Source organism: Adhaeribacter rhizoryzae, from assembly GCF_008629685.1.
GTDB lineage: Bacteria > Bacteroidota > Bacteroidia > Cytophagales > Hymenobacteraceae > Adhaeribacter > Adhaeribacter rhizoryzae.
Window position 1 is genome coordinate 1 of the sequence record NZ_VWSF01000004.1, and the last position, 24502, is coordinate 24502.

Here is a 24502-nt window from a genome sequence, read left to right on the forward strand (position 1 = left end):
CGAAACCCGCCGCGGCCGCGTAGCCAGGCAAGCGGTAGTGGCTTTACGCTGGGCAAAAGTGGGGTTAGTTATGAAAGGCGTGGGCAAAGCCCTGTATGTGGTAGAAGCCAAGGAAATAGATGCACCCGCCGGGCAAGCGCCCATTTACTGGCGCTTGCTCACGACCCATGTAGTCCAAACCCAACAACAGGCGCAGCAGCTAATCTACTGGTATAGTTTACGCTGGAACATTGAGCAGGTCTTCCGGCTGTTAAAGCAGAAAGGCTTGCAGGTGGAACTGCTGGATTTAGAAACCGGCAAAGCTTTAGTGCAACTCACGCTGCTGGCTTTGTTTGCCGCTAGCAAGATAATGCTCTTGCACCTGGCTTCTAAACAGAAAGAAGCCGTGCCGCTGGCAGAAAGCTTTACCCAGCAGGAAGTCGCTTGTCTGCAGGCTTTACAAAAACGCTATGAAGGAAAAACAGCCAAGCAGCGGAATCCTTACCCCCAAGACTCTTTACAATGGTGCTACTGGATAATAGCCCGATTAGGCGGGTGGAAACCCCACGAAAAGCAGGCGGGGGTGATTACCCTTTTGCGCGGTTGGCTTTACTTTCAGCATATCTTGCACGGGTGGACCCTGGCCCAAAAATTTGTGTCCTAATCGTAGCCCTAATTTAGGGAAGGTGCCCGGAGGGCGGAAGGGTTAAACTCATCAAGAAGAAAAAAAAAGCCGAACCGGCACAAGCTGAAAAGGCAGAAAAAGTACCACTCAATACCAAAGCGCCCTAAATACACAACAAAGAAACTTTATTTTAAATTAATGCCTGTTCAGCCTTAAGATAGTGATTATAGGAATTGGTATTAATTACAGCCAATAAAAAAGCCCTTGAGTTTTTTTCAAGGGCTTTTAAATATTTGAATATTTAGGAGGTTAACTTTTGGGCGTATCTCCTTTTTGCAATTTAAACTTTATTTCGGCTGTAATTCTTTTTTAATTAAAGCTAATATTTCGTGGTTCTGATGGGTATGATCTGTTTTTTCCAGGCGTTGCTGCAAGTCTTGCAGGAGTTTTACCGAAGCGCCCGATTTTATAGCTGCCACCCGCTGAATGGTATATTTTAAAATGAGCGGTACTTTCGATTGTTGTGCCATTTCCATAGCCCGGTTTATATCGGTGGGTACGGTTGGTTCAAAAGCGTACCACAGCATTAAAGGCAGGTTGTGGTCGTCTCTATCTTCGGCGTGTTGCATTAAAGCGGCAATGATTTCCCATCTTTTTTCGGGAGCCGTCCGTTGCATCGCCGAGGCCAGGTACAATCTTACCAAAGCCGAATTATCTGTTTTTGCCATTTCGGCAAATTTCTTCAGGGCCGCTTCCGATAAGTTTTTGTCTTCAGCCAACAACTGAATAGCCCAACTACGCATATTTTCGTCTGCATGGTTTAGTAAGTGCAGCAGCTCTTTTTCCGAAAGTCCTTTGGTCGCGTGCAAGGTCCAAAGCGCTCGTAGTTGGCGGGTTACATCGGGGTTGTTGTTTAATATTTTTTTCAGGGCTTTGTGGACTTTCTTATTCGGTCCGCGCTCTTGTAAAACCAGGCGGGCATTGCGTACATACCACTCATTTTTATTTAAATGGTAATTTACCAAATCTAGGCTGGAGGCTTTTGCTAAATCAACCTTTACCCATTTATCGGTTTCGTGGCTGATTTTAAAAATACGGCCCATTGTTTTCTGGTGTACATCCGGGTTGGGGCTATGGCACTGGTTTTTATCGTACCAATCAATGGCAAACACCGAGCCGCTGGGGTCGTAGCGGAAGTTGAGCCACTGCGACCAGGTGTCGTTGGTTAACAAAAAATCTTCGTTATGGCTTACGGAGTAACCGGAACCTTTGCGGTTAGGCTGATCTACGTTTACCCGGCTGCCGTGAATATTATTCATGTATATTTTATTGCGGTATTCTTGCGGCCAGTTTTCGTTACCCAGGTAAATCATGGCGCCGGCGTGGGCGTGGCCCCCACCTTTGGCGTTGGAGCGGAAGTTGCCCGCATGCGGCCCGCGATCGCCTACCCAATGCACGTGGTCGCCGGATTGTTTAATATCGTCGTAGGTGTAAGGATTAAAGTGGTTGCCGGCCTGCCGGTGGTAGCGCGCGCCCTGGATAATATTAAACATGTGCGGAATAACACAAACCGTAATAAACGAATGGCCATGATCATTCCAATCAATGCCCCACGGGTTACTGGTGCCTTCGGCAAACAACTCAAACTTTTTGCTGATGGGGTGATAACGCCAAACGCCCGCATTTAACTTGGTGCGTTGGTCGTCGGGGGTGCCCGGTGCGCCTACGTTGGAGTGGGTAAATACGCCGTGCGTGCCATAAAGCCAGCCATCCGGCCCCCAGCGGAAATTATTCAGAATTTCGTGCGTATCGTGAATACCCCAGCCATCGAGTAATATTTGCGGCGGACCGGCCGGTTTGTCGCCGGTTTTATCTACCGGAATAAATAATAAGTGCGGCGCGGAACCTAACCAAACCCCACCCATACCTACTTCAATGGCGCTAATTAAATTCAGGCCTTCCATAAACACGATGCGTTTATCCAGGGTGCCGTCGCCGTTGGTATCTTCAAAAATTAATACACGGTCTTTGCCCTGGCCTTCCGGCGCTCGCACCGGGTAAGTATGCGCTTCGGCTACCCACAAGCGGCCGCGGGTATCTATGGTAAAGCTAATCGGGCGAATAATATCGGGTTCGGCAGCAGCTAATTTTACCGAAAAGCCGGGCTTGGTCGTCATGCTTTTAGCAGCTTCGGCACCCGATAAGCCAGCGTGAACCACCGGATCTAAAGGCGGCAGAATAATAATATCACTCGGTTTTAATTCGTTCGAAAATTCGGGCCGGGTGGGGTAAAACTGAAAATCATCGAAGTTAATGTGCGCCCAACGGTCATCGCCAATATAAGGAATGGTAGAAATGCCGGTTTCATTATCGACCAGGCGAATAAATATTTCTTTATTCATTACGGATTTCAGGTCTACCACCACCGGCTGCAGGGTAGCGCGGCCGGTCCCGGTAATCTGGAAGAAAACGTTGTTGTTATCGGCTTGCACCAGTTCTACGCGGGTGTCTTGCAAGGCCCCGCCCGAAACTTTAAAAGCGGCAAACGGCTGTGTAACCGTAAAAGGCACCGACGTAAGCGTGCCAGTTTGCTTGTAGTTTTTGGTGCCACCACTGCTGATAAAATATTTACCCGAAAAGTTAATTTTCATATCTTTTTCGTGTACCGGCGAGGGGTCCTGCGAAAACAATGGGTTGGTAAAAGCATCGCCGGTGGCGGTCCAGTCTTGCAGAGTGCCTTTTTCGAAATTCAGGTTCAGGGTTTTGCCGGCTTTTTTTGGCAGCATGCCGGCTACGGTAGCGGCCTTGGTAATGGGGCCTTCTACTACTTCAAACTTACCCACCATGCCAGCAGCCCGGTGGCCCGGAATCGAGCAGAAATAAGTATCGCTTTGGGCAGCTTTAAAAACAATGCTGGCGGTATCGCCTTTTTCTACCAGTACTTTACTTTTAATACCCATTTTTTCCAGGGCAATATCGTGGGTCATGAGTTCGCCGTTCACAATTTTAATGCGAACGGTTTCGCCTTTGCGGGCTTGCAGCACCGGATTCCGTTTGCCATCGGTACCAAAATAACCCAGCATGGTTGCCTGCAAGGTATAATCCCGGTCGTAGCGGGCGGCGGCTTTGGAGTTAATATTGTTTTTAGGTGGGGTAGCGCTGTAACTAATAGTTGGTTGGAGCAATACTGCCAGTAGCAGCAGCATCAATAAACGGGGCAATATCATAGTTTAAACTATATTTTGGGTGGATAAAAAAGCTTGTGGCCTGAATTACAAAGTTTAGTATATAGAATATTTTTTACAATTATTCTTTTACTAAACACGAGCACGAAGTATTTCTTAAGGTAACAAGATTTGTAAACTTTAAAAAGAAACCAGCCTGGTATTTACTGTAAAGCTATTTTGCTGCCTAACCGGTTAATCTTATTTAGAAATATTGACTTAACGGAGCATCTTTCGTATTTAAATGTAACTACGAGCACCGGGCTCTAAACCACGCAAGTTTTAAAGTATTAATAATTACAGCCGCTTTTTCTTTGCCGGCAATTCTTCCAGAATAATATCCTTGTAATAAACCTGGGCTTTGCCGCCCCCGTGAATTTGCAAGGCAATGCGGCCCGACTGCGGTATTGCTAAATCGGTTTCGGTGTAATCGACGGTTAGGGTGCCGTTCAGGAATATTTGGATGCGCTGGCCTTCGGTGTGTACTTGGTAGTCGTTCCAGTCGTTGGGTCGGAGTAGTTTTTTTATTTGCATGGAATCGGCGGTGGCGAGTAGCTTATTTCTGCGCGATTCGTCGTACAAACTACCCCAGAAGCCCTTGCCAATATCGGCCTGGTAACCAATCATTTCGTAAGCCGGATTGGTAATGCGCTGGCTATGAAACTGCACCCCGCCGTTTATAAAACCTTCGGAACCGGTTAATTTAAATTTTAACTTCAGAATATAATTAGCGTAGCTTTTGGTAGTACTGATAAATTCGTTGTGCGGTACTTTTGCGGTAAGCGAGCCGCCCACCAAAGCGCCCTCCTGAATGCGCCAGGTCCGGAGGGTATCGCCTTCCCAGCCCCTAAAAGTTTTGCCATCGAACAACCGCACTTGTTTGGGTTTTGGCTGACTGATGGAGTTGGGAATATTTGAAACAAAAAGGACTAACAGGAAGAGTAAAATTCTCATAGCGTGGTGGATTGAATTAATTTGCTCCTAAATCTGCTTAAAATCCTAAGGGTAAGGCACGCAAGTACCTTACCCGCTTTGGAAATCTAAAGAAAGTAAGCGTCGATTAAAAATAAATTATTTTTACTTAATATCCTTGATTATCTATCCTGATTATTCTCCTTCACAACCAGGTAACGAATCCATAAGAAATCTCCATAAATCTGCTCGACTGATTTAATTTTGAAATGCGTGGCTCGGCGGTTGCCGTAACCTGCTTCGGCTTCAAAAACGGTTGGTGAACCAATGGTCCCATCGGCAACGGGTGCCAGCACCAGGCTGAATTCGTCTATTAAGCCGGCTTTCAGGAAAGAGCCGTTTACGTGGCCGCCGCCATCGATGCGCACGGTACGGATGCCGAAAAGACTATACAGTTTTTGTAAAACCAAATCCAGATCCAGTTCTTCTTTACCCCCAAACAAGTACGATACATTTTTGCTGCGGAGATGTTCGAGGTAGCCGTCCGGTACTTTTTCGGTTAGTACTTCAATCACGTGTTCGGTAGAAACCATGTTGGTGTCCCAGAAACATTTACCCGACGGGTCGATTACCACGGCAAAGGATTTTACCGGCTGGTCGGCTACAAAATCTTCTTTCGGGATGGTTTTTTCTGCAGGTGCAAGCGAATATTGCTGTTTACTCGAAAATTCCTGCATGGTAACGCGGCCTACCAGCCAGGCATCGGCTTCTATTTGGGCGGCAGTTTCTTCGAAATATTTGTGGTGGTCTTTAAATCCCCAGATATCTTGTTTAATCCGGCCATCAACCGACCCCAGCATGTGGCAAATAACATAAGGTTTCATGGTATAAATTACTTATTCGTTAAAAATTCATTTAGAAGAATGTTGGAAAGAACGCAATAGAAAATGTTTTGTGCTGAAAAATTTTGTTTTGGGATTGATTAGGGGCAATGCCGTGGCCGCAAAGCCGGGTTGCTATTGGTTGCAGAAGCAATTAAGAATCCGTTAAAGATTTTGAAGCAGGAGCGGCTAATATGCTGTTTGGTAAAACAATTATAGAAAGTGGTGGTTTATGGCTACTAATATATTGCTGCTTTTATGGCTGATAACCGCTGAATATTTAGCGAAACCGTAAAGGGCATAAGAGAAATAAATTTTGTACGCTGGGCTAGCTTCGGCCAAAAAAGTAACAGGTAAATTTATGCGCGTAGGCTATGCATCCATTAATTTAACGTTGGCGGCTCAGAAAATTCAGGTAAACCGCTCTATGATGAAACGGACTTTCCTGGAGAAAGGAATAATCTATGCTTCTGGTTTAGCGCTGGCTAACTTTACTGATTTTGAGAAAATAATTGACTGGAATATTCAAAACAATATTTTGTTTTTTCGGATGAGTTCGGATATGATGCCCTGGATGAGCCAGTACCAGATAGCCGATTTGCCCGATTACGAAGATATTAAAATTGTGCTGCAACGCTGCGGCAAAAAGGCGGCGCAAAATAATTTACGGCTTACTTACCACCCGGGGCCATTTAATGTTTTGGCCGCCAACTCGGAGCATGTGTTAACTAAAACGATACACGAGCTAAGAAACCACGCCGATATTATGGATTTACTGCATTTACCCCAATCGCATTATGCTAAAATAAATATTCATGTGGGCGGCGCATTTGGCGATAAAACTGCTGCTATGGCCCGTTTTGCTCAAAATTTTACGCTTTTGCCCGAAAATGTCCGGAAGCGGCTGGCAGTAGAAAACGACGATAAGGCCAATATGTTTAGCGTACAGGATTTACGATGGCTGCACGAGCAAATAAATATTCCCATTACGTTCGATTATTTTCATCATCAGTTTTGCACCGGCGGCTTATCTGAACAGGAAGCTTTGTTAGCTGCGGTGAGTACCTGGCCCGAAGACATAACCCCGGTTGTGCATTTTTCAAGTTCCAAGAAAAAGTACGAAGACCCCGCTGCCGGTGCCACGGCCCACGCCGATTACTTGTACGAACCGGTAAATACCTATGGCCAGGAAGTAGATATTATGTTTGAAGCCAAAGCCAAAGAGTTAGCCGTAGCTAAATATCTGGCAACGTTTAACATGCCGGCTTCTAATCCTTAGCGGTTAATGGCTCTTTTGCTAGCGAGCTGTTTGGGGAATAATTAACCAGAAATTAAAACTCCAGGTGCCAGTACCAGTTTCGGTGGTCAGAATCAATTTTTCGTAATGCCACACAATGATTATTAATGCCCAGCTTGGCATCTTTTAACAACTCCAGGTTAATCAAAGATTTTACTTTTTGTTTTAAATAGGTATTTACCCGCGGCAATTTTTTTATGATGGAATTAATATTGTGCGCTTTAGGGCCCTCCGGGTTTACGGGCGTTTGGGAAAGCACTTCGTAGTGCGGAAACTGTGCAATTAACCGGAGTAGCTTTCTAATGCCGGGAAAATTAACATCGTCGAATACAATAATGCCGTTTTTAGCCATTATTTTATCTAAATAAAAGAAATCGACCATTAAAAAGTCGAATACTTTAGTAGAATCGATGTAGGCAAAATCGAACTGTTTTTCTTGTTTTAGTAACTCGGGTAAAACTTTGTAGCTAAAATCTTCTACAAAAGTTAAAGACGGCAGGTACCCGGCTTGCTCAATTAAATCTAATCCGTTGCCTTCCCAATGTTCATACTCAAACGGATCGATTACTAAATGAATGCCACCGTTTTTGGTTATTTGTTCGGTAATAGCTAACGTAGAGAGGCCGTAGGCAAAACCTATTTCTATGGAACGGCTGCATTGGTTTTCTCGGATTAATTGCTGCAGAAACTCACACTGATATTTGGGCGTTTCGGAGTGAATTTTAACCGGCTCCCGTTTTTTATTTACAAATTCACCAGTGCTAAATATTTTTTCGAGTAATTCATTCATCATATTTGTACTTAATTCCAAATAATATTAGTCGACTACTTTATTGCTTAGCGCAAAGGATATTTAAATAAGTGGGGGTAAGGTAAACAATAATTTTAAATCAAAGCAATTAAAATATAATTTAATTTATAAAATACATAAATCAAGATATATTGGTTGTAAGTACTAAGGAATATTTTACTGCACCTATATTATAGCTTTAATGGATAATTACTTTTTAAATTTTGGTAGCTTTATGAATTAAAATAATTTATAAGTAGCTGGTAAAAGGTATTTTAAGTTAATATTAAACACTTTGCATGGTTGAGTTGCTACAAATTGTATATTGGGCTAAAAATATACCAGCGGGTTTATTATAATCTTTTATGCCACCCATTTAGGTTATTATGCAGGCGCTGTTATAAGCCGGTTTGCCCGAAAAGTTTTTCCCGTACTTCTGCTTTATAATAGTTATACAATTAATTTATTATCTGCCACCACATGAAAAAAGTAATTTATTTATGGTTTGCTTTTACTGTTTCCTCGGCATCGGCGCAGCAGGCTACTACCGGCACCACTTCGGCTTATAAGCCGGTAGTAAATTTTACCACCGCCCAAGACCATGAATATATGCTGAAGCAACTGGGCATAAAAATGCTGCGGCCCGGACCTAGCGGCGATGAATCGGCACCCAATCATGCTAACTACGACGAATCTTTAGCCAATCCTTACCCAAATTTACCAGAGGTGCTAACGCTTAAAAACGGCAAAAAAGTTACCACATCCGACGTTTGGTGGAAGCAGCGCCGGCCCGAAATAATAGATGATTTTGAGCGGGAAGTTTTTGGCCGGGTGCCCCAGAAAGTACCTAAAGTTACCTGGAAAACCTTGATTGCCGAAAGGGAAATGGTGGGGTTTATACCCGTAATGGCCAAACAACTAGTTGGTCAGGTAGATAATTCAGAGTATCCGTTGCTGAACGTAAATATTGCCATAACGGTAGTTACCCCGGCCAACGCCAAAGGGCCGGTGCCGGTGCTCATGATGTTTAGCCGCAGTGCTTTGCCCGCGCCGGCGCAGCCTCCCAAAGAAAGCCTGGAAAAAATAAATGCCGCTTTAAAAGAATTATTGGTTAAAACCGATCCTTCGTTGAAAGCAATATTTGAGCAATATCCAGCTTATAACCCCATTGCTTCTGTTGCAGTTAATCCTTTTGGTCCGCCCCCGGCCGGCGACCCGCCGCCTACCCAACAATTGCTGGCGGCCGGCTGGGGCTATGTTTTGATTGAACCCGGTAGCATCCAGGCCGATAATGGCGCCGGCCTAACCAAAGGCATCATTGGCTTGGTAAATAAAGGACAACCACGCAAGCCGGAAGATTGGGGCGCTTTACGTGCCTGGGCCTGGGGTGCTTCCAGGGCCCTCGATTACCTCGAAACCGACCCGACCGTAAACGCCAAACAGGTTGGCATTGAGGGGGTATCAAGGTATGGCAAAGCGGCTTTAGTGGCCTTGGCTTTTGATCAGCGGTTTGCCCTGGGCTTAATTGGTTCTTCGGGCGAGGGCGGGGCTAAACTGCATCGGCGCAACTTTGGAGAAGCCGTAGAAAATTTAACGGCTAGCGGGGAATACCATTGGATGGCAGGCAATTTTCTGAAATACGGTGCTGCTGCAGCTTCTTTTGGTGCCAAAACAGCAAACGATATTCCGGTTGATGCGCACCAATTAATTGCATTATGCGCACCCCGCCCAACTTTTATCAGCTACGGTATTCCGGAAAAAGGCGATTCTAAATGGCTGGACCAGCAGGGCAGTTACATGGCAACCGTAGCCGCCGGTCCAGTATATAAATTATTAGGGGCAAAAGACCTGGGAGTTGGTTATGATTATAAAACTGCCAAAATGCCGGGCGTAAATGTAAGTTTACTGGATGGCGAACTGGCCTGGCGGCAGCACGATGGCGGCCACACCGATGCGCCTAATTTTAAATATTTTATACCCTGGGCTAATAAATTTTTGCAGCCTACTTCTGCAAAAGCCAAGTAATAAGCTATACAGAAGAGATAGTTCTTTGTACAATAAATTTTAGCCATTTCAGGTGTTATCACCTGAAATTATTGTCATTTGCTTTTACTTCCCAATACAAAACTTCGAAAATATATTATCCAGCAAATCATCGGTGGTTATCTCCCCGGTAATCTGTCCTAAGGCATAGAGCGCCCGACGAATATCAGCGGCTAGAAAGTCGCTGCTGATGTTGCTGCTGATGCCGGTAAGCACATCGTCGAGGGCGGTGTAGGTTTGCTGGAGGTTTTCGTAATGGCGCAAATTGGTAACAATGGTTTGGTCGCTGGTATCTAGTTGGTTGCCTCTTACTTTTTCCAGGAGTTTTTGCTTCAAAGTTTCAATGCCTGCTTTTTCTGAAGCGGAGATGGCAATAGTATCGGCAATTTGACGGTAGGTTTCTAAATTGCTACTGCTTACCGTATCTATTTTGTTCGCGACAGCTATTATTGGCGTATTTTCATCCAGCGCCAAGGCTTCTATTTCCTGGGTTAACTCTTCTGGCGTGGTGGTGGCAATATCAAATAAATATATTACCAAGGAAGCCTCTTCAACTTTTTGCAGGGTTCGCTTTACGCCAATAGCTTCTACTTTGTCGGTGGTTTCGCGTAAACCGGCGGTATCAATAAACCGGAAGCTGATGCCTTCTATGGAGATTTCATCCTCAATAAAATCGCGGGTGGTACCAGCTACATCCGAAACAATGGCTTTTTCTTCGTTCAGCAAAACGTTGAGCAGTGTAGATTTACCGGCATTGGGCTTTCCTACAATTACTACCGGCACGCCGTGCTTAATTACGTTGCCAAACTCAAATGACTTCAATAAATCCCGGATGAGTTTCTGAATATTAAAAATCAGGTTTTGCAAAGCAGTGCGGTCGGCAAATTCCACATCTTCTTCGCTAAAGTCCAGTTCCAGTTCAATCATCGAGGCAAAATGAATAAGCTGCGCCCGTAGGTTTTTTATTTCCTGCGAAAAACCGCCGCGCATTTGCTTCATGGCTACTTCGTGCGACAACCGGGAATCGGAAGCAATTAAATCGGCTACGGCTTCGGCCTGGGCTAAATCCAATTGGCCGTTTAGGAAAGCGCGTTTGGTAAATTCGCCAGCTTGGGCCAGTCGGGCACCGTGTTGCAGGGTAAGCCGGATAATTTGTTCTACAATATAATCGGAGCCGTGGCAGGAAATTTCTACTACGTTTTCTTTGGTATAGGAGTGAGGCGCTTTAAACAGCGAAACCACTACTTCATCCAGCACCCGGCCGTTGTCGCGAATGGAGCCAAAGTGCAGGGTATGTGAGGCTTGCTGGTCCAGGTTTTTGCCGTGGAATATTTTATTCGTAATATTTATAGCTTCGGGGCCCGATAAACGAACAACGGCAATAGCGCCTTTACCGGAAGCTGTTGCTAAAGCAACAATAGTGTCAGGAGAGTTAGTAGAATAATACAAGAACTTAGTTTTATTTTTTAGCGGCCGTGTATTCCTGAAAAGTTTTTTTCTTGTAATGGTTTTCTCCGAAATAAGTTAATATTTCTTTAAAAGCCGGTACATCGAGATAACCCGGAACGGGCGCGAGAATTTTCATTTGCTCGTCGAGGTAAACTGTAGATGGGTAACTCATCTGACCACTCAGCAAAGTAATTGCCACCTCATGCGACCGATATTGTGCATTATAATTATAGGTTTTACCGTTAATCGTAATGGGCTTTTTACCTTCGGCATCGAGTTTTACCGCGTAAAAGTTTTTGTTTACGTATTCGGCAACCTCCGGATTCGAAAAAGTACTCTGGTCCATTTTCCGGCACCAGCCGCACCAATCGGTATAAACATCTATTACCATTTTACGGGGCTCCTTTTTATTCAGAGCAGCCGCTTCCTCCAGGCTTAACCAATTTATTTTTCCTTTTTTCGCGGGCTTACCCGTAAAGCTGCCCAGTAGCAAGAGCAGGCAAAGTAAACCCGTAAATGCCCGCAGCGAAAAGTTATTCATTATTTAAATTTATTATTTAAAAGAAGCTGCCTTTACAATTGAAATTAAGTAAATGGAAATATTACTTCTATTTATAAAACCCACATCTGTCATTCAGGAGGAAACTATTTGGCTACCTGCTAAATAGTTTCCTCCTGAATGACAGATGTGGGATCAATAACCAAAATAAATTATGCACGCAATGTGCAATATTCAGCTTGATAATTGTATTCCAATTTCTAATAACCTTAACGAAAATCAACCCTAAACTAACATAAAGCTTTTTTCTTTGAACAATATTTACGCTACTAATATTTTAACTTCCTCAAATAATTAATACCGGAATTTTAACGGTATGGCGTACGGCATCGATGGTAGTGCCGAAAATAGCATCTTTCATCATACGGTGGCCGTGCGAGCCCATTACCAATAAATCGGCTTCAAAGTTTTTAACCAGGGTAGGAATGCGGCGTTTGGGGTTGCCAAAGCCTAATTCCACCGAAACCCGAAAACCTTGCTGTTGTAGTTCGGTAGCATATTGCTGCAAATGGCTGGAGTCGGTTTTTGTTTCTAAATCGTGGGTTTGGTTACCGAACACGTGCGCACCCACCGTTTCTACCACGTGGATTAACAAATATTCTGCTTCTTTGGTGCCGATGGCCAGCGCACTGTTAATTACGTTTTCGTCTACTTTAGAAAAATCGAGGCTAATGGCAATGCGGCGATAAGCTGGTTTTTGCTGGTGCTGGTAAGGCAAGGTGGGCGTAGTACCCGCCAAATTTAAGTTCATAACCTTAGAAACTAGCGGCTGAAAGGTTATATACAACAGCAACAGGAAGGCTGCTAAAATGGCCGGAACAACCAACAACCAGATAAGCATAGGATTGGAACTGGTAGTAACCCATTCTACTACCTGGTCGAATACCAACTTGGCGTTAAGAATTACAATGGTGGTAGCAATTACCCAGGCGGCCAGACGGGTTTTCAGCCCAATAACAAATTCGCCCATTTTGTATTTATTGCTTACAAAATGAATAAGCGGAATAACGGCAAAGCCCAACTGCAAGCTTAAAACAACCTGACTAAATATTAGTAAACGCCCGGTTTCGTCTTCGCCGTAATACAAAATAACAAAGAAGGCCGGAATAACGGCAATTAAACGGGTAATCATGCGGCGTAACCAAGGCTGGATGCGCAGGTTTAAATAACCTTCCATTACAATTTGCCCGGCCAATGTACCTGTTAAAGTGGAGCTTTGACCAGCCGCAATCAGGGCTACCGCAAATAATATAGGTGCCCATTCGGTGCCCAGCATAGGTGCCAGAAACTTGTGTGCATCTTTTATTTCCGAAACATTAACGTAGCCGTTACGATAAAAGGCCGATGCTGCCAGAATAAGAATAGCCGCGTTTACAAAAAAGGCCAGATTTAGGGCTATGGCCGAGTCGATAAAATTAAATTTAAGTGCCCGCCGGATACCGGAGGCGCTGCGCTCGAATTTACGGCTTTGCACCAACGACGAATGCAGGTACAAATTATGCGGCATTACCGTTGCTCCTATAATACCAATGGCAATATACAAAGCTTCGTTGTTCGGGATGGTCGGAATAAAACCCTGCACCAAAGCGCCCATATCGGGTTTGGCAAATATCATTTCCATTACAAAAGCAAACCCGATAATACTTACCAAGGCCAGAATAAAAGCCTCCATTTTGCGCATACCCTGGTTTATCAGAAATAATAATAAAAAGGTATCGAGTACGGTAATGGTAACGCCCCACAACAGCGGAATGCCAAATAACAATTGCAAGCCAATGGCCATGCCCAGTACTTCGGCTAAATCACAGGCCGCAATGGCAATCTCGGCTAAGAAATAAAGCGGAATATTTATAAATTTAGGGTAAGTTTCGCGGGAAGCCTGGGCTAAATCTAAACCCCGAACTACACCCAGGCGCGCACTTAAACTTTGCAGCAGCAACGCCATAATGTTCGACATTAGCAAAACCCAGATTAATTTGTAGCCGAACTGACTGCCACCGGCAATATCAGTGGCCCAGTTGCCGGGGTCCATGTAGCCCACACTAACCAGGTAGGCTGGCCCCATAAACGAAAACAGCTTTCTGAAAAAACCTTTCTGAACAGTAGTATCAACCGAAGCATTAACTTCTTCGAGCGATTTACTGCCAACATTTGTCCGGTTAAGCATGGTGTTTAACTTGTGTAATATTTTGGTTCAATGCAGTACTTTTTAGGCCGATATAAAAATGTTTTTGGAAACTTCGGCGGATATTAAAACGCTTTTGTTATTTTCTATGCTTACTTCCAGCGACTTATCGTAATCTACTTTATCCAATACTTGCAGGCTGGCTCCCAGGTAAATACCAATTTTATTCAGGTGCTGCAAAAAAGCTGGCTGGGTATCTTTTACGCCTACTACTACGCCGCTTTCGTTTATATCCAGGTCGGCGGCTAATCTTTGCTGGTGCTGTTTTATTTCTCCTTTTTCGTTCGGAATCGGGTCGCCGTGCGGATCTTGCTTCGGAAATCCTAAATATTCGTCGAGGCGCTGAATGAGCAACGGGCTTTGAATGTGCTCCATTTGTTCGGCCACCTCGTGTACTTCGTCCCAGCTAAAGTTTAATTTTTTTACCAGAAAAACTTCCCAAAGGCGGTGCTTCCGAATTATTTGCAAAGCTTTCTTTTTGCCTTCCGGCGTCAGGAAAACGCCCCGGTACTTTACATAGTGGATTATATTTTTACTGCTTAATTTTTTGAGCATATCGCTCACCGAAGCCGGCTTGGTTTGCAGCACTTCCGCAATGGCATTTGTATTTACCGCATCTTTCCCGTCGGTCGAAAGTTTATAAATTGTCTTAATGTAGTTTTCTTCAGTATGACTATGCACTTTGCAGTTATCAATTAACAGTTATCAATTATTAGTAAACAGTTAGCAGTTATCAGTTATCAGTAAACAGTTAGCAGTGACAGTAAACAATTAGCAGTGAACAGTTAGAAGTTGCAAGCTTACTCTTGTTTCAATTTCTATTGATTTCTAATTATTTGAACCTACGTTTCCTTCATAATTAAAAAACCAGAGAAAATGATTGCCACTTTTGGTCAAGCCCTGACTGTTTACTGATTACTGATAACTGCTAATTGTTTACTGTTAACTGTAATTTTACCATCTGATTAAAGCGGAGGCCCAGGTAAAGCCACTGCCGAAAGCGGCCAGGCAGACCAAATCGCCTTGTTTAATTTTTCCTTGCTCCACGGCTTCGCTTAACGCTATCGGAATAGAGGCGGCTGTGGTATTGCCGTAGCGCTGAATATTGCTGAATACTTTTTCGTCGGGCAAGCCCATTTTTTGTTGAATAAAGCTAGTAATCCGCAAATTTGCCTGGTGCGGAATCAGCATATCAATATCGGTAGCCTGTAAATTATTGTGCGTTAAAGCCTCGTTTATCACCTCCGGAAAACGGACCACGGCATTTTTAAAAACGGTTTGCCCGTTCATGTAAGGATAAATAGAGCCGTTATCAATCATCTCGTGCGTGAGTCTTTCCCCTACGTTGCTGGTGGGGAAGGTGCAGGCTAGTTCTTCGGCCAGTTCGCCGTCGGCGTGCAGGTGCGTCGATAATATTCCCTGGTCTTCCGATTCAGCAGGCGACAAAACTACGGCTCCGGCACCATCGCCAAATATTACCGATACGGCGCGGCCCCGATCGGTAAAATCCAGGCCCGACGAATGAATTTCGGAGCCAATTACCAGCACATGGTTGTACATACCGGTTTTTATAAACTGGTCGCCGACCGAAAGCGCATAAACAAAGCCCGAACATTGGTTGCGTACGTCTAAAGCCGGAATATTTTTTAAACCCAGTTCCCGCTGCACCAGCACCCCCGATCCCGGAAAAACATAATCGGGGCTTAGCGTAGCAAAAATAATCAAGTCTAAATCGGAAGGTTGCAAGCCGGCCATTTCCAGTGCTTTCCGCGCAGCCTTGGTTCCCATGTTGGCCGTGGTGTCGGTGCCTTCCTGAAAATACCGCCGCTCCTGAATGCCCGTTCGTTCAACAATCCATTCGTTGGTGGTAGCCATTATTTTTTCCAAATCATGGTTGGTAACCACCCGTTCGGGTACATAGTGGCCTACGCCGGAAATTTTAGCACGTCGCATATGGTGTAAGTTTAGATATCAAATATAAAGGATTAAAATTAAAGTTTAGACTAATCTAAAAATATTTTTAAGAACAAGCTAATTAAATACGTTAAATTGGTAAAATAGTTTGCGCCCAGTGCAGCAGCTTTTCTTCTTCGGTTTGCCAGAAAACGGTATTTAAATTTTTATGCCCATAAAAAATTTGGTTGATTAAAGTTGCGTAAATGGCTGGTGCATCAAAATTCTGAAAGTTAATATTTAAACCGGCTTCATATTGTCTGATTAATTCTTCCCACAATGGGTTGCGCTGAATTATTACGGGCAAGGCATTGCCTAAATATTCAAATAATTTGGTAGGCACACAGTTAAAGGTGCTGGGGTGCGGCTGATAAGGCAATAAGCCTACGTGGCTATTTTGGATTGCTGCTAAAATATCCGCATGAGGCACCAGGTAATCGCCGCCAATTAAATTAATAGATGAATTGGCGGCTATTCTGTTTTTTAATTTAATTAAAACCTCTGGCTGCGGACAATACCCGATAATTGTTAACCTAAAAATTGGGGCTACCTGGTTCAGAGCTTCCAGTAAATTTATAGCCCAAAATACGCCGTACAGTTCCGAAATAGTGCCGCTGTAAAGTAAGTTAATTTCTTTCGCCGAAATTTTTTGGCCCGCTGATGATAAATCGTTATTTATTGGCGGGGCAGCCGGTTGATATTTGTTTTCCAGTATAAGATATTTTTCTTTCAGAAAAGGTAACTCGGTGGCATAACTTTTTTCGGCCAAAAAAAAATAATCTATAAAAGGCGCAGTTAAGCGTTCCGTGAGGCGAATAATATTGGCCAGTAAGCGGCTTAGCCCAGGCGAATAAATGCCCTGAGTAGTCAGGTTCAGGTAATAATTTTCGCGAATGTCATAAACAACCCGGCACTTCCGGAATATTTTGTAAAGTAGCGTTGCCGGCAAAAGTTCGTGCGTGCCGATAATAATAACCGCGGGCGATACTTGTAGCAATAATTTAAAATAACGCCAGGAAGACAGAAAACGATTTATACTTAAGCGCTTAAACCGGAACAACGGATAAAAAGAGATATTTTCCGGAGCAACTGGTTTGGGCGCCGCGTAACCAACTATTTGTATTTGGGTTTGGGGCAATTTGGCTAATGAAAGACCAAGTTTCCGGAACATGCGGGAGTCGTTAATGGGCTTTAAGACCGATGCCAGCAGAATTCTAGTTTCTTTCATTAAGGTAAAACTACTACTTTTACGGTTTAAACCTATGTAACTGGTATTAACCCTAACCTAAATATGACGCTGCAGCAAATTATAGAACAAGCCTGGGAAGATCGTTCCTTATTACAACAAGTGCAAACCACCGAAGCCATCCGCAATGTTATTGCCGATTTAGACAAAGGCTTAATTCGGGTAGCCGAACCCGACGGTGAAAACTGGAAAGTTAATGAATGGGTAAAAAAAGCAGTTTTAATGTATTTCCCAATTCAGAAAATGGAAACGATTAAAGCCGGCCCGTTCGAGTTTCACGATAAAATTGCTTTAAAAGAAAATTACGCCGAATTGGGTGTGCGCGTAGTACCTCATGCCATTGCCCGTTACGGTGCCTTTTTAGCGCGGGGGGTAATTATGATGCCTTCTTACGTAAATATTGGCGCTTATGTAGATTCCGGTACCATGGTAGATACCTGGGCCACCGTGGGCAGTTGTGCCCAGGTTGGTAAAAACGTACACCTGAGCGGGGGCGTTGGTTTAGGCGGGGTACTAGAACCTGTACAGGCCGCACCGGTTATTGTAGAAGATGGCGCTTTTATTGGTTCCAGAAGTATTTTGGTAGAAGGTTGCCGCATTGGTAAGGAAGCCGTAATTGGTGCCGGTGTAACCATTACCGGCAGCTCTAAAATTATTGATATCACCGGTTCGGAGCCCAAAGAATATAAAGGCTATGTGCCACCCCGCTCGGTAGTTATTCCGGGTTCTTACACCAAAAAATTCCCGGCTGGCGATTTCCAAGTGCCTTGCGCTTTAATTATTGGCCAACGCAAAGAAAGCACCGACCTGAAAACTTCTTTAAACGATGCGCTGCGTGATAATGCCGTAGCGGTTTAGTTTCGTTAATCGTTATTCGTTGTTCGTTATTCGATTTTCGGATGTTCGATATTTGGACACTGATTAATATTTTGTACGAAAATAGCTTAAAATAAAAGCCGCTGTGAAGAATTTAATTCTCTCCAGCGGCTTTTTCTATTGTTAAAGTTCACTACAACCAATTTTCGTTAGCATGAAGTCGAATAACGAACAACGATTAACGACTAACGAAATTACGGGAGGGCAAAGGCTATAATGGCATCGCCGGCTTTTGTACCCATTTTTGCGCCGCCGGCGGAGATTACAATATATTGCTTGCCATTTACCTGGTAAGTACTAGGTGTTGCGTAGCCGCCCGCCGGCAAAGTGGTTTCGTAAAGAATTTTACCGGTTTTCTTATCAAAAGCCCGAAACTTTTCGTCTTTTGTTGCGCCAATAAATACCAGTCCGCCGGCCGTTACAATAGGGCCACCGTAGTTTTCGGTACCGGTAGGAGGTATGCCTTTTTTAGTTAGTTCAGCGAATTCTCCTAATGGCACTTGCCACAAATATTCACCGGTGTTCAGGTTTATGGCATTTAAAGTACCCCACGGCGGTTTAACGGCCGGGTAACCTTGCTGGTCTAAGAAGCGGTGGTAGCCCGTATGGGTATATGGTAACTGCGGAATTTTGCTGGCTATTACCTTTTCCTGATTTTGTTCGTTGGTTGATTTAATATTCGGATTAATAATAAAATCAATAATAGCCTGTCGGTTATTTTCGGGTATATGCCCAAAAGCCGGCATACGGCCCCGGCCATTTTTTACGGTTAATTCTATGTCGCGGCGACTGAGCCGGTCCTGTATTTGCACCAACGAAGGGTAACTGTGCTGGTCGCCTAAGCGGTCTGGCCCGTGGCAGGAAGCACAATTTTGCTGGTAAAGCTGCGCTCCGGCCGATAATTTTTCGGAGGTTTTGGGTTTGGCATCTACCATGGTTAGAATCCAGGGCATTTCGTTCGAATTTATATACAAAACACCACTCTGCGGATCGAAAGCATTGCCACCCCATTCGGCACCACCATCAAACCCGGGAAAAATAACCGTACCTGCTTTACTCGGCGGAATAAAAGGCTGGCCGGATCTTACTTGCTTAAACCGTTCGGCTACATGGGCGTGAGCTTCCGGCGAAATATCTGTAATATCAGCTTCGGTAAATGCTTGGCGGGCAAAAGGAGCGGGTTTTAAAGGAATAGGCTGCGTAGGCCAGGCAACTTCGCCCGGTAAATCTGATTTTGGTACGGGTCTTTCTTCTAATGGAAACAAAGGTTTTCCCGTTTCGCGGTCCAGCAGGAATATAAATCCTGATTTGGTGGCTTGGGCTACCGCATCCACTTTTTTTCCGTTGTGGTTTACGGTTACCAAATTAGGCTGGCAAGGTAAATCCCGATCCCAAATATCGTGGTGTACGGTTTGGTAGTGCCAGACGCGCTCGCCGGTAGCTGCTTTTATAGCCAGTATACAGTTGGCAAATAAATTCTGGCCGGGCCGGTTGCCGCCGTAAAAATCGAAAGAAGCTGAACCTGTCGGTAAAAATACCAAGCCTCGCTTTTCGTCGAGGCTCATGCCGCTCCAGACATTTGCCCCACCTACCGATTCCCAGGCATCGGCCGGCCAGGTATCGTGGCCAAACTCGCCGGGTTGCGGAATTGTGCGAAAAACCCAGGCAATTTCTCCCGTTCCAATATTATATGCCCGCACAAAGCCAGGCGCAGCATCAGCATTTTCGGAAACCCGGGAACCCAAAATCAAAAGGTTCTGATAAACAATACCGGGGGTGGTAGCTACAATATAGAAGCCCTTTACATCCCGGCCTAAACCTTCATATAAGCTTACCTGTCCGTTTTTACCGAAAGAAGTTACAGGTTCGCCGGTATCAGCGTTTAAAGCATATAAAACGGCACCGGCTGTAAATAATATTCGTTTATCATTGCCATTTTCCCAGTAAACAACCCCCCGGTTAGCGTGGAGAGTTGGTTCTTTATCTTTAAACGGATCAAATTGCCAGCGTAAAGCACCCGTAGCAGCATCTAAAGCCAGCACCTTTAACTTGGGCGAAGCGGTGTATAAAATTCCGTTTTTAATAATTGGTTGACTTTGCATTTCGGTACCTTTTCCGGTATTATCGCCGGTATGATACGTCCAGGCAATCTGCAAGCGGTTTACATTTTGGGTGTTTATCTGGTCTAAGCCGGAATAGCGGTTGCCCTGGGCGTTACCTCCGTAAACCGGCCACTCTTTTTCCTCGCCCACGCGGGCTTTTGCCTGATTTACTTTCTGGTTAATCTGGGTACAGCTAGCCAATGCAGCTAAAACCAAAAGCAGCGGTTTCGAGAAGCTTAGGTGCTTTTTTAAGAAAATATTCAAATTCATTTATTACCATTTGTTAAATTGTGCGGCCACTACTAAATCTTTCGAACCAGGAGTATAAGTATAAAAGCCGTTACCCGATTTTACGCCCAGGTGCCCTGCTTGTACCATATTTACCAGTAAGGGGCAGGGGGAATATTTGGGGTTGCCAAAACCATCGTGCATTACTTTTAAAATAAATAAGCAAACATCCAGGCCAATAAAATCGGCTAGTTGCAGCGGTCCCATGGGGTGCGCCATGCCTAATTTCATTACCGTATCTATTTCGTTTACCCCCGCTACCCCTTCGTACAAAGCGTAGATGGCTTCGTTGAGCATGGGCATTAAAATACGGTTCGCAATAAAACCCGGATAATCATTAACCTCCGTCGGGGTTTTGCCTAAACTTTTAGCCAAATCCATAATGGTGGCGGTTACTTCGGCTGAGGTTGCATAGCCCCGAATTACTTCTACGAGTTTCATTACCGGTACCGGGTTCATAAAGTGCATGCCTATTACTTGCGCGGGGCGAGCGGTGGCGGCGGCAATACGGGTAATGGAAATAGAAGAAGTATTGGAGGCCAGAATGGCTTCGGGTTTGGCAAAAACATCCAGGTCTTTAAATATTTTTAATTTTAAATCAATATTCTCGGTGGCGGCCTCCACTACTAAATCAGCCTCGGCAACTCCGGCTTTTAAGTCGGTTTGGGTCTGAATATTGGCTAAAGTTATTTTTTTTTCTTCTTCGGTTAAGTCGCCTTTACTAATAATCCGATCCAGATTTTTGGTAATGGTACTTAAGGCTTTTTCTAGAGCTGTTGCCGAAACATCAACCAAAGTTACTTTAAAATGATGCTGCGCAAAAACGTGAGCAATGCCGTTGCCCATGGTACCCGCGCCAATAATGGTTACTTTTTTTATCATAGTATGCTGTAAAGGCTGGTTTAAAATAGCCGCACTAAATTTATATATTTTAAGGTATGCCAGGGTAAAACTTGTTTTAAATAATCCAGTATAATGGGAGGAAAAGTCCGGATACAATTTGGTTATTTTAGCAGGTTTTAGTAAAAAGAAATAAAAAAAATATACCTATATAAATCTTTTGGAATATATCTGCGTAAATAGGAAAAATTAAAAATTAAGTTACTTTAAAAAACAAGACTATTTTTATAAAGGCTTGTTTTTGAAGCGTTTCAAACCAAAACAATAAAAAACTTGACTGTCATTCATTAAAAAAAATCAAACTATGGGAAATTTGCTTTATATCATCGCGGTAGTATTAATTATACTCTGGCTCATCGGATTTTTAGGCTTTCCTAATCAGGTGGGCGGCATTATTCACATTTTGCTGGTAATTGCCGTAATCGCTATTATACTGCGCTTAATTCGCAGTGCTTAACTACTCTTTTCAAACTTAAACCTTAAATTTTAAACTCGACTATTAAACAATCAAAACTATGGGAAATTTATTGTATATTATTGCAGTTGTATTAGTAATACTTTGGTTAATTGGCTTTTTAGGATTTGGTGATACCGTAGGTGGCGTTATCCATATTTTATTGGTTATTGCCGTTATTGCCATTATCTTGAGATTAATTCGCGGGGCAGCTTAAGGTTGTCGGCCAATAAATATAAAAAAAGAGCGCTTTTCAGGCGCTCTTTTTATTTCTGCTTATTTCTAAATTTAGTTTAGCGGCATTAAACGCCCTTTAACTATTTTAAATTATAAATTATACCGGCCCGAATAATAGGACGGGAATTATTTACTTCGTACGTATTGGCAATATTAAACAATAAATATAAGTCGAAGCCAAACCGACTAGACGACATTTGCCGGTAGCCGGCCCCCGCCAAAGTAGATTGAATATTTTCCCGGTTATCCGGAATAATTTGGCCGGTTTGATCGTAGGTTTGGGTATTAATTATTTGGTGTTCGCCGTGTAGGAAAAAAGCCTTGTAAATAATTACCTGGGTAAATGCCTTGGCGCCATAATCGCTGAAAGATCGGCCACCCAAATTATAATAATTATACACTAAGCCTGGGCCTACGGCCAAACGTTTGGTAAGGCGGTAACCCAAAATAGGCGAAGCGCCAATATTAAAAAAATTGCCATAGTAAGAACTGCTGCTAAATCCTAAATCGCCGCTGCCCCCAATAAATAATTTTTCCAGAATGCTGGGCTTGCTTTCGAGCGGTTCTTCTTTTTCGACTTTCGCGGCAGGTTCAGGTTTTGGTTCCGGTGTGGGCGCTTGCACGGGCGGCGGCGCTTCTACGGGTGGTTTAGCCGGCATGGCCGGTGGCATGGTTTCTAGTTGTGGTTTTTGTTGAGTACTATCTCTTTCCTGGGCCACGGCCGTAGCCCAGTTACCCAGGAAAAAGAATATTAACAAAATAGCCAATCGGCTTAAGCGCGTAAATAAGGTAGGCTGCATTGCTGCGGGTTCTAAAGTTTACAAGCAAAACGATTTAACTTTTGTAAAAGTATATAGCGCCTTAACTATACATTTTTTGCCGCAACGCTTTTATTTGCTCATCCTCCAGATATTCTTCGTAGCTCATGCGCTTATCAATAATACCTTTAGGCGTAAGTTCAATAATGCGATTGGCAATAGTATCTACAAATTGTAAGTCGTGGGAAGCGAACAGGATGGTGCCGTTAAAATCTTTTAAACCGTTGTTTAATGCCGTAATCGATTCCAGGTCCAGGTGATTCGTAGGTTCGTCCAGCACCAGGAAGTTACCGGATTGCAGCATCATTTTAGATAACATACACCGCACTTTTTCACCCCCAGATAAAACATTGGCTTTCTTTAGCGATTCTTCGCCGGAAAACAACATCCGGCCTAAAAAGCCGCGAATAAAGCTTTCGTCTTTTTCCTCGGAAAACTGGCGCAACCAATCTACTAGGTTTAAATCGGTATTGAAATAATGGGCATTGTCTTTCGGGAAAAAAGCAGAAGTAATGGTAGTACCCCAGGTATAGGAGCCACTATCTGCTGTTATTTCATCCATCAATATTTCGAAGAAAGTAGAAGCCGATAAATCGTTACGGCCCAGAACCGCAATTTTATCTTTTTTATCAACGGTAAAGCTGATATTTTTAAATAAAACGGTACCGTCTTCGAGGGTTTTGCTTAAATTTTCTACCGTTAACAACTGGTTTCCGGCTTCCCGTTCGGGTTTAAACTGAATGTAAGGGTACTTCCGGGAAGAAGGTTTAATATCTTCCAGGGTTAATTTATTCAGTAATTTCTGCCGCGAGGTAGCTTGTTTTGATTTAGAAGCGTTGGCACTAAACCGCCGGATAAATTCTTCCAGTTCTTTGCGCTTTTCATCGGTTTTCTTGTTGGCTTCGGTTCTTTGTTTAGAAGCTAACTGGCTCGATTCGTACCAGAAAGAATAATTACCGGCGTACAACTGAATTTTACCGTAATCAATATCGGCTACGTGCGTACACACCGCATCCAGAAAGTGGCGGTCGTGCGATACCACAATTACCGTGTTGGTAAAACTTTCCAGAAAATGCTCCAGCCACAGAATAGATTCGGCGTCTAAGTGGTTAGTTGGCTCATCGAGTAATAAAATATCGGGGTTACCAAATAAAGCTTGGGCCAGCAAAACCCGTACTTTTTCGCTGCCGCTTAGTTCCTTTACCAAAGAATAATGCAGGTTTTCGGTAATGCCTAATCCGTTTAAAAGGGTAGCAGCATCATTTTCGGCGTTCCAGCCTTCTAAATCAGCAAATTCGGCTTCCAGGTCCGAGGCCCGCAAGCCATCTTCTTCGGTAAAATCTTCTTTGGCGTAAATAGCATCTTTTTCTTGCAATATATCATACAGGCGTTTGTGGCCCATAATTACGGTTTGCAGCACCGGAAATTCATCGAACTCAAAGTGGTTCTGCTTTAACACCGCCAGGCGCATACCGTTGGGTATTTCTACCCGGCCGGTCCGTGGATCAATATCGCCGGATAATATTTTCAGAAAAGTAGATTTACCGGCACCATTTGCCCCAATCAGGCCGTAACAGTTACCAGGTACAAATTTAATGGTTACGTCTTCAAATAATGTGCGTTTGCCGTACGACAAGCTAACATTGGAGGTACTAATCATATCAGGAATATTTTCGGCCGCAAA

Annotated in this window: 20 protein-coding genes; 6 read left to right on the forward strand and 14 right to left on the reverse strand. The window is 43.9% G+C overall.

The genetic code is table 11. The annotated features are described in order from the left end of the window. Positions 1–643, forward strand: a 643-nt coding sequence (locus F0145_RS06925; RefSeq protein ID WP_150087595.1) for a transposase, incomplete at its 5' end; no start/stop codon positions are given. 308 nt (positions 644–951) lie between these two features. Here F0145_RS06925 and F0145_RS06930 read toward each other — a convergent pair. The 3 genes from F0145_RS06930 to F0145_RS06940 form a co-directional block, all read right to left on the reverse strand. Then, entirely contained in the window at positions 952–3831 is a 2880-nt protein-coding gene (locus F0145_RS06930; protein ID WP_150087596.1) for a PVC-type heme-binding CxxCH protein, read from the reverse strand. Between the two features lie 294 nt (positions 3832–4125). Continuing rightward, on the reverse strand, positions 4126–4782 hold the full coding sequence (locus F0145_RS06935) for a 3-keto-disaccharide hydrolase (RefSeq protein WP_150087597.1): 657 nt from the start codon (positions 4780–4782) through the stop codon (positions 4126–4128). Between the two features lie 140 nt (positions 4783–4922). Beyond that, a complete protein-coding gene (locus F0145_RS06940; protein ID WP_150087598.1) occupies positions 4923–5624 on the reverse strand; it encodes a RibD family protein in 702 nt (233 codons plus the stop codon). A gap of 313 nt (positions 5625–5937) precedes the next feature. Between F0145_RS06940 and uvsE the strand changes: the two genes are divergently transcribed. After that, complete coding sequence (gene uvsE / locus F0145_RS06945) at positions 5938–6900, forward strand: UV DNA damage repair endonuclease UvsE (RefSeq protein ID WP_223815867.1); 963 nt, start codon at positions 5938–5940, stop codon at positions 6898–6900. A 52-nt stretch (positions 6901–6952) separates the two neighbouring features. Here the strand turns inward: uvsE and F0145_RS06950 are convergent, their stop codons facing one another. Continuing rightward, positions 6953–7711, reverse strand: coding sequence for a class I SAM-dependent methyltransferase (locus F0145_RS06950; RefSeq protein WP_150087599.1), 759 nt, complete (start codon positions 7709–7711; stop codon positions 6953–6955). A gap of 477 nt (positions 7712–8188) precedes the next feature. Between F0145_RS06950 and F0145_RS06955 the strand changes: the two genes are divergently transcribed. Continuing rightward, entirely contained in the window at positions 8189–9733 is a 1545-nt protein-coding gene (locus F0145_RS06955; RefSeq protein ID WP_150087600.1) for a glucuronyl esterase domain-containing protein, read from the forward strand. An 84-nt stretch (positions 9734–9817) separates the two neighbouring features. Here the strand turns inward: F0145_RS06955 and mnmE are convergent, their stop codons facing one another. The 6 genes from mnmE to F0145_RS06985 all read right to left on the reverse strand — a co-directional run bounded on the left by mnmE (position 9818) and on the right by F0145_RS06985 (position 17125). Continuing rightward, positions 9818–11200 (reverse strand): tRNA uridine-5-carboxymethylaminomethyl(34) synthesis GTPase MnmE, encoded by a 1383-nt coding sequence (gene mnmE / locus F0145_RS06960; RefSeq protein WP_150087601.1) that lies wholly within the window; start codon positions 11198–11200, stop codon positions 9818–9820. A 10-nt stretch (positions 11201–11210) separates the two neighbouring features. After that, a complete protein-coding gene (locus F0145_RS06965) occupies positions 11211–11741 on the reverse strand; it encodes a thioredoxin family protein (RefSeq protein WP_150087602.1) in 531 nt (176 codons plus the stop codon). 304 nt (positions 11742–12045) lie between these two features. Then, positions 12046–13926, reverse strand: coding sequence for an Nramp family divalent metal transporter (locus F0145_RS06970; RefSeq protein WP_150087603.1), 1881 nt, complete (start codon positions 13924–13926; stop codon positions 12046–12048). A 42-nt stretch (positions 13927–13968) separates the two neighbouring features. Next, a complete protein-coding gene (locus F0145_RS06975) occupies positions 13969–14625 on the reverse strand; it encodes a metal-dependent transcriptional regulator (protein WP_150087604.1) in 657 nt (218 codons plus the stop codon). Positions 14626–14898: 273 nt separating this feature from the next. After that, complete coding sequence (locus tag F0145_RS06980; RefSeq protein WP_150087605.1) at positions 14899–15897, reverse strand: 3-oxoacyl-ACP synthase III family protein; 999 nt, start codon at positions 15895–15897, stop codon at positions 14899–14901. A gap of 91 nt (positions 15898–15988) precedes the next feature. Then, positions 15989–17125 carry a glycosyltransferase family protein gene (locus tag F0145_RS06985; protein WP_150087606.1) on the reverse strand — a complete coding sequence of 379 codons (1137 nt, stop codon included), beginning with the start codon at positions 17123–17125 and terminating at the stop codon, positions 15989–15991. A gap of 63 nt (positions 17126–17188) precedes the next feature. On the opposite strand from F0145_RS06985, the gene F0145_RS06990 reads away from it, so the two are divergent. Further along, the gene (locus tag F0145_RS06990; RefSeq protein WP_150087607.1) at positions 17189–18001 is read left to right on the forward strand and encodes a 2,3,4,5-tetrahydropyridine-2,6-dicarboxylate N-succinyltransferase; all 813 of its coding nucleotides are present in this window, start codon (positions 17189–17191) and stop codon (positions 17999–18001) included. Positions 18002–18213: 212 nt separating this feature from the next. Here F0145_RS06990 and F0145_RS06995 read toward each other — a convergent pair whose 3' ends face one another. Continuing rightward, positions 18214–20391, reverse strand: a complete 2178-nt coding sequence (locus F0145_RS06995) for a pyrroloquinoline quinone-dependent dehydrogenase (protein ID WP_150087608.1) — start codon at positions 20389–20391, stop codon at positions 18214–18216. Between the two features lie 3 nt (positions 20392–20394). Next, a complete protein-coding gene (locus F0145_RS07000) occupies positions 20395–21288 on the reverse strand; it encodes a 3-hydroxybutyryl-CoA dehydrogenase (RefSeq protein WP_150087913.1) in 894 nt (297 codons plus the stop codon). 325 nt (positions 21289–21613) lie between these two features. Here F0145_RS07000 and F0145_RS07005 point away from each other — a divergent pair, with 325 nt between their 5' ends. Next, positions 21614–21766, forward strand: coding sequence for a lmo0937 family membrane protein (locus tag F0145_RS07005; protein ID WP_150087609.1), 153 nt, complete (start codon positions 21614–21616; stop codon positions 21764–21766). 58 nt (positions 21767–21824) lie between these two features. Further along, entirely contained in the window at positions 21825–21980 is a 156-nt protein-coding gene (locus F0145_RS07010; protein WP_150087610.1) for a lmo0937 family membrane protein, read from the forward strand. 100 nt (positions 21981–22080) lie between these two features. Here F0145_RS07010 and F0145_RS07015 read toward each other — a convergent pair whose 3' ends face one another. Beyond that, a complete protein-coding gene (locus F0145_RS07015; RefSeq protein WP_150087611.1) occupies positions 22081–22800 on the reverse strand; it encodes a hypothetical protein in 720 nt (239 codons plus the stop codon). 61 nt (positions 22801–22861) lie between these two features. Beyond that, complete coding sequence (locus F0145_RS07020; protein WP_150087612.1) at positions 22862–24478, reverse strand: ABC-F family ATP-binding cassette domain-containing protein; 1617 nt, start codon at positions 24476–24478, stop codon at positions 22862–22864. Positions 24479–24502 lie beyond the last annotated feature (24 nt).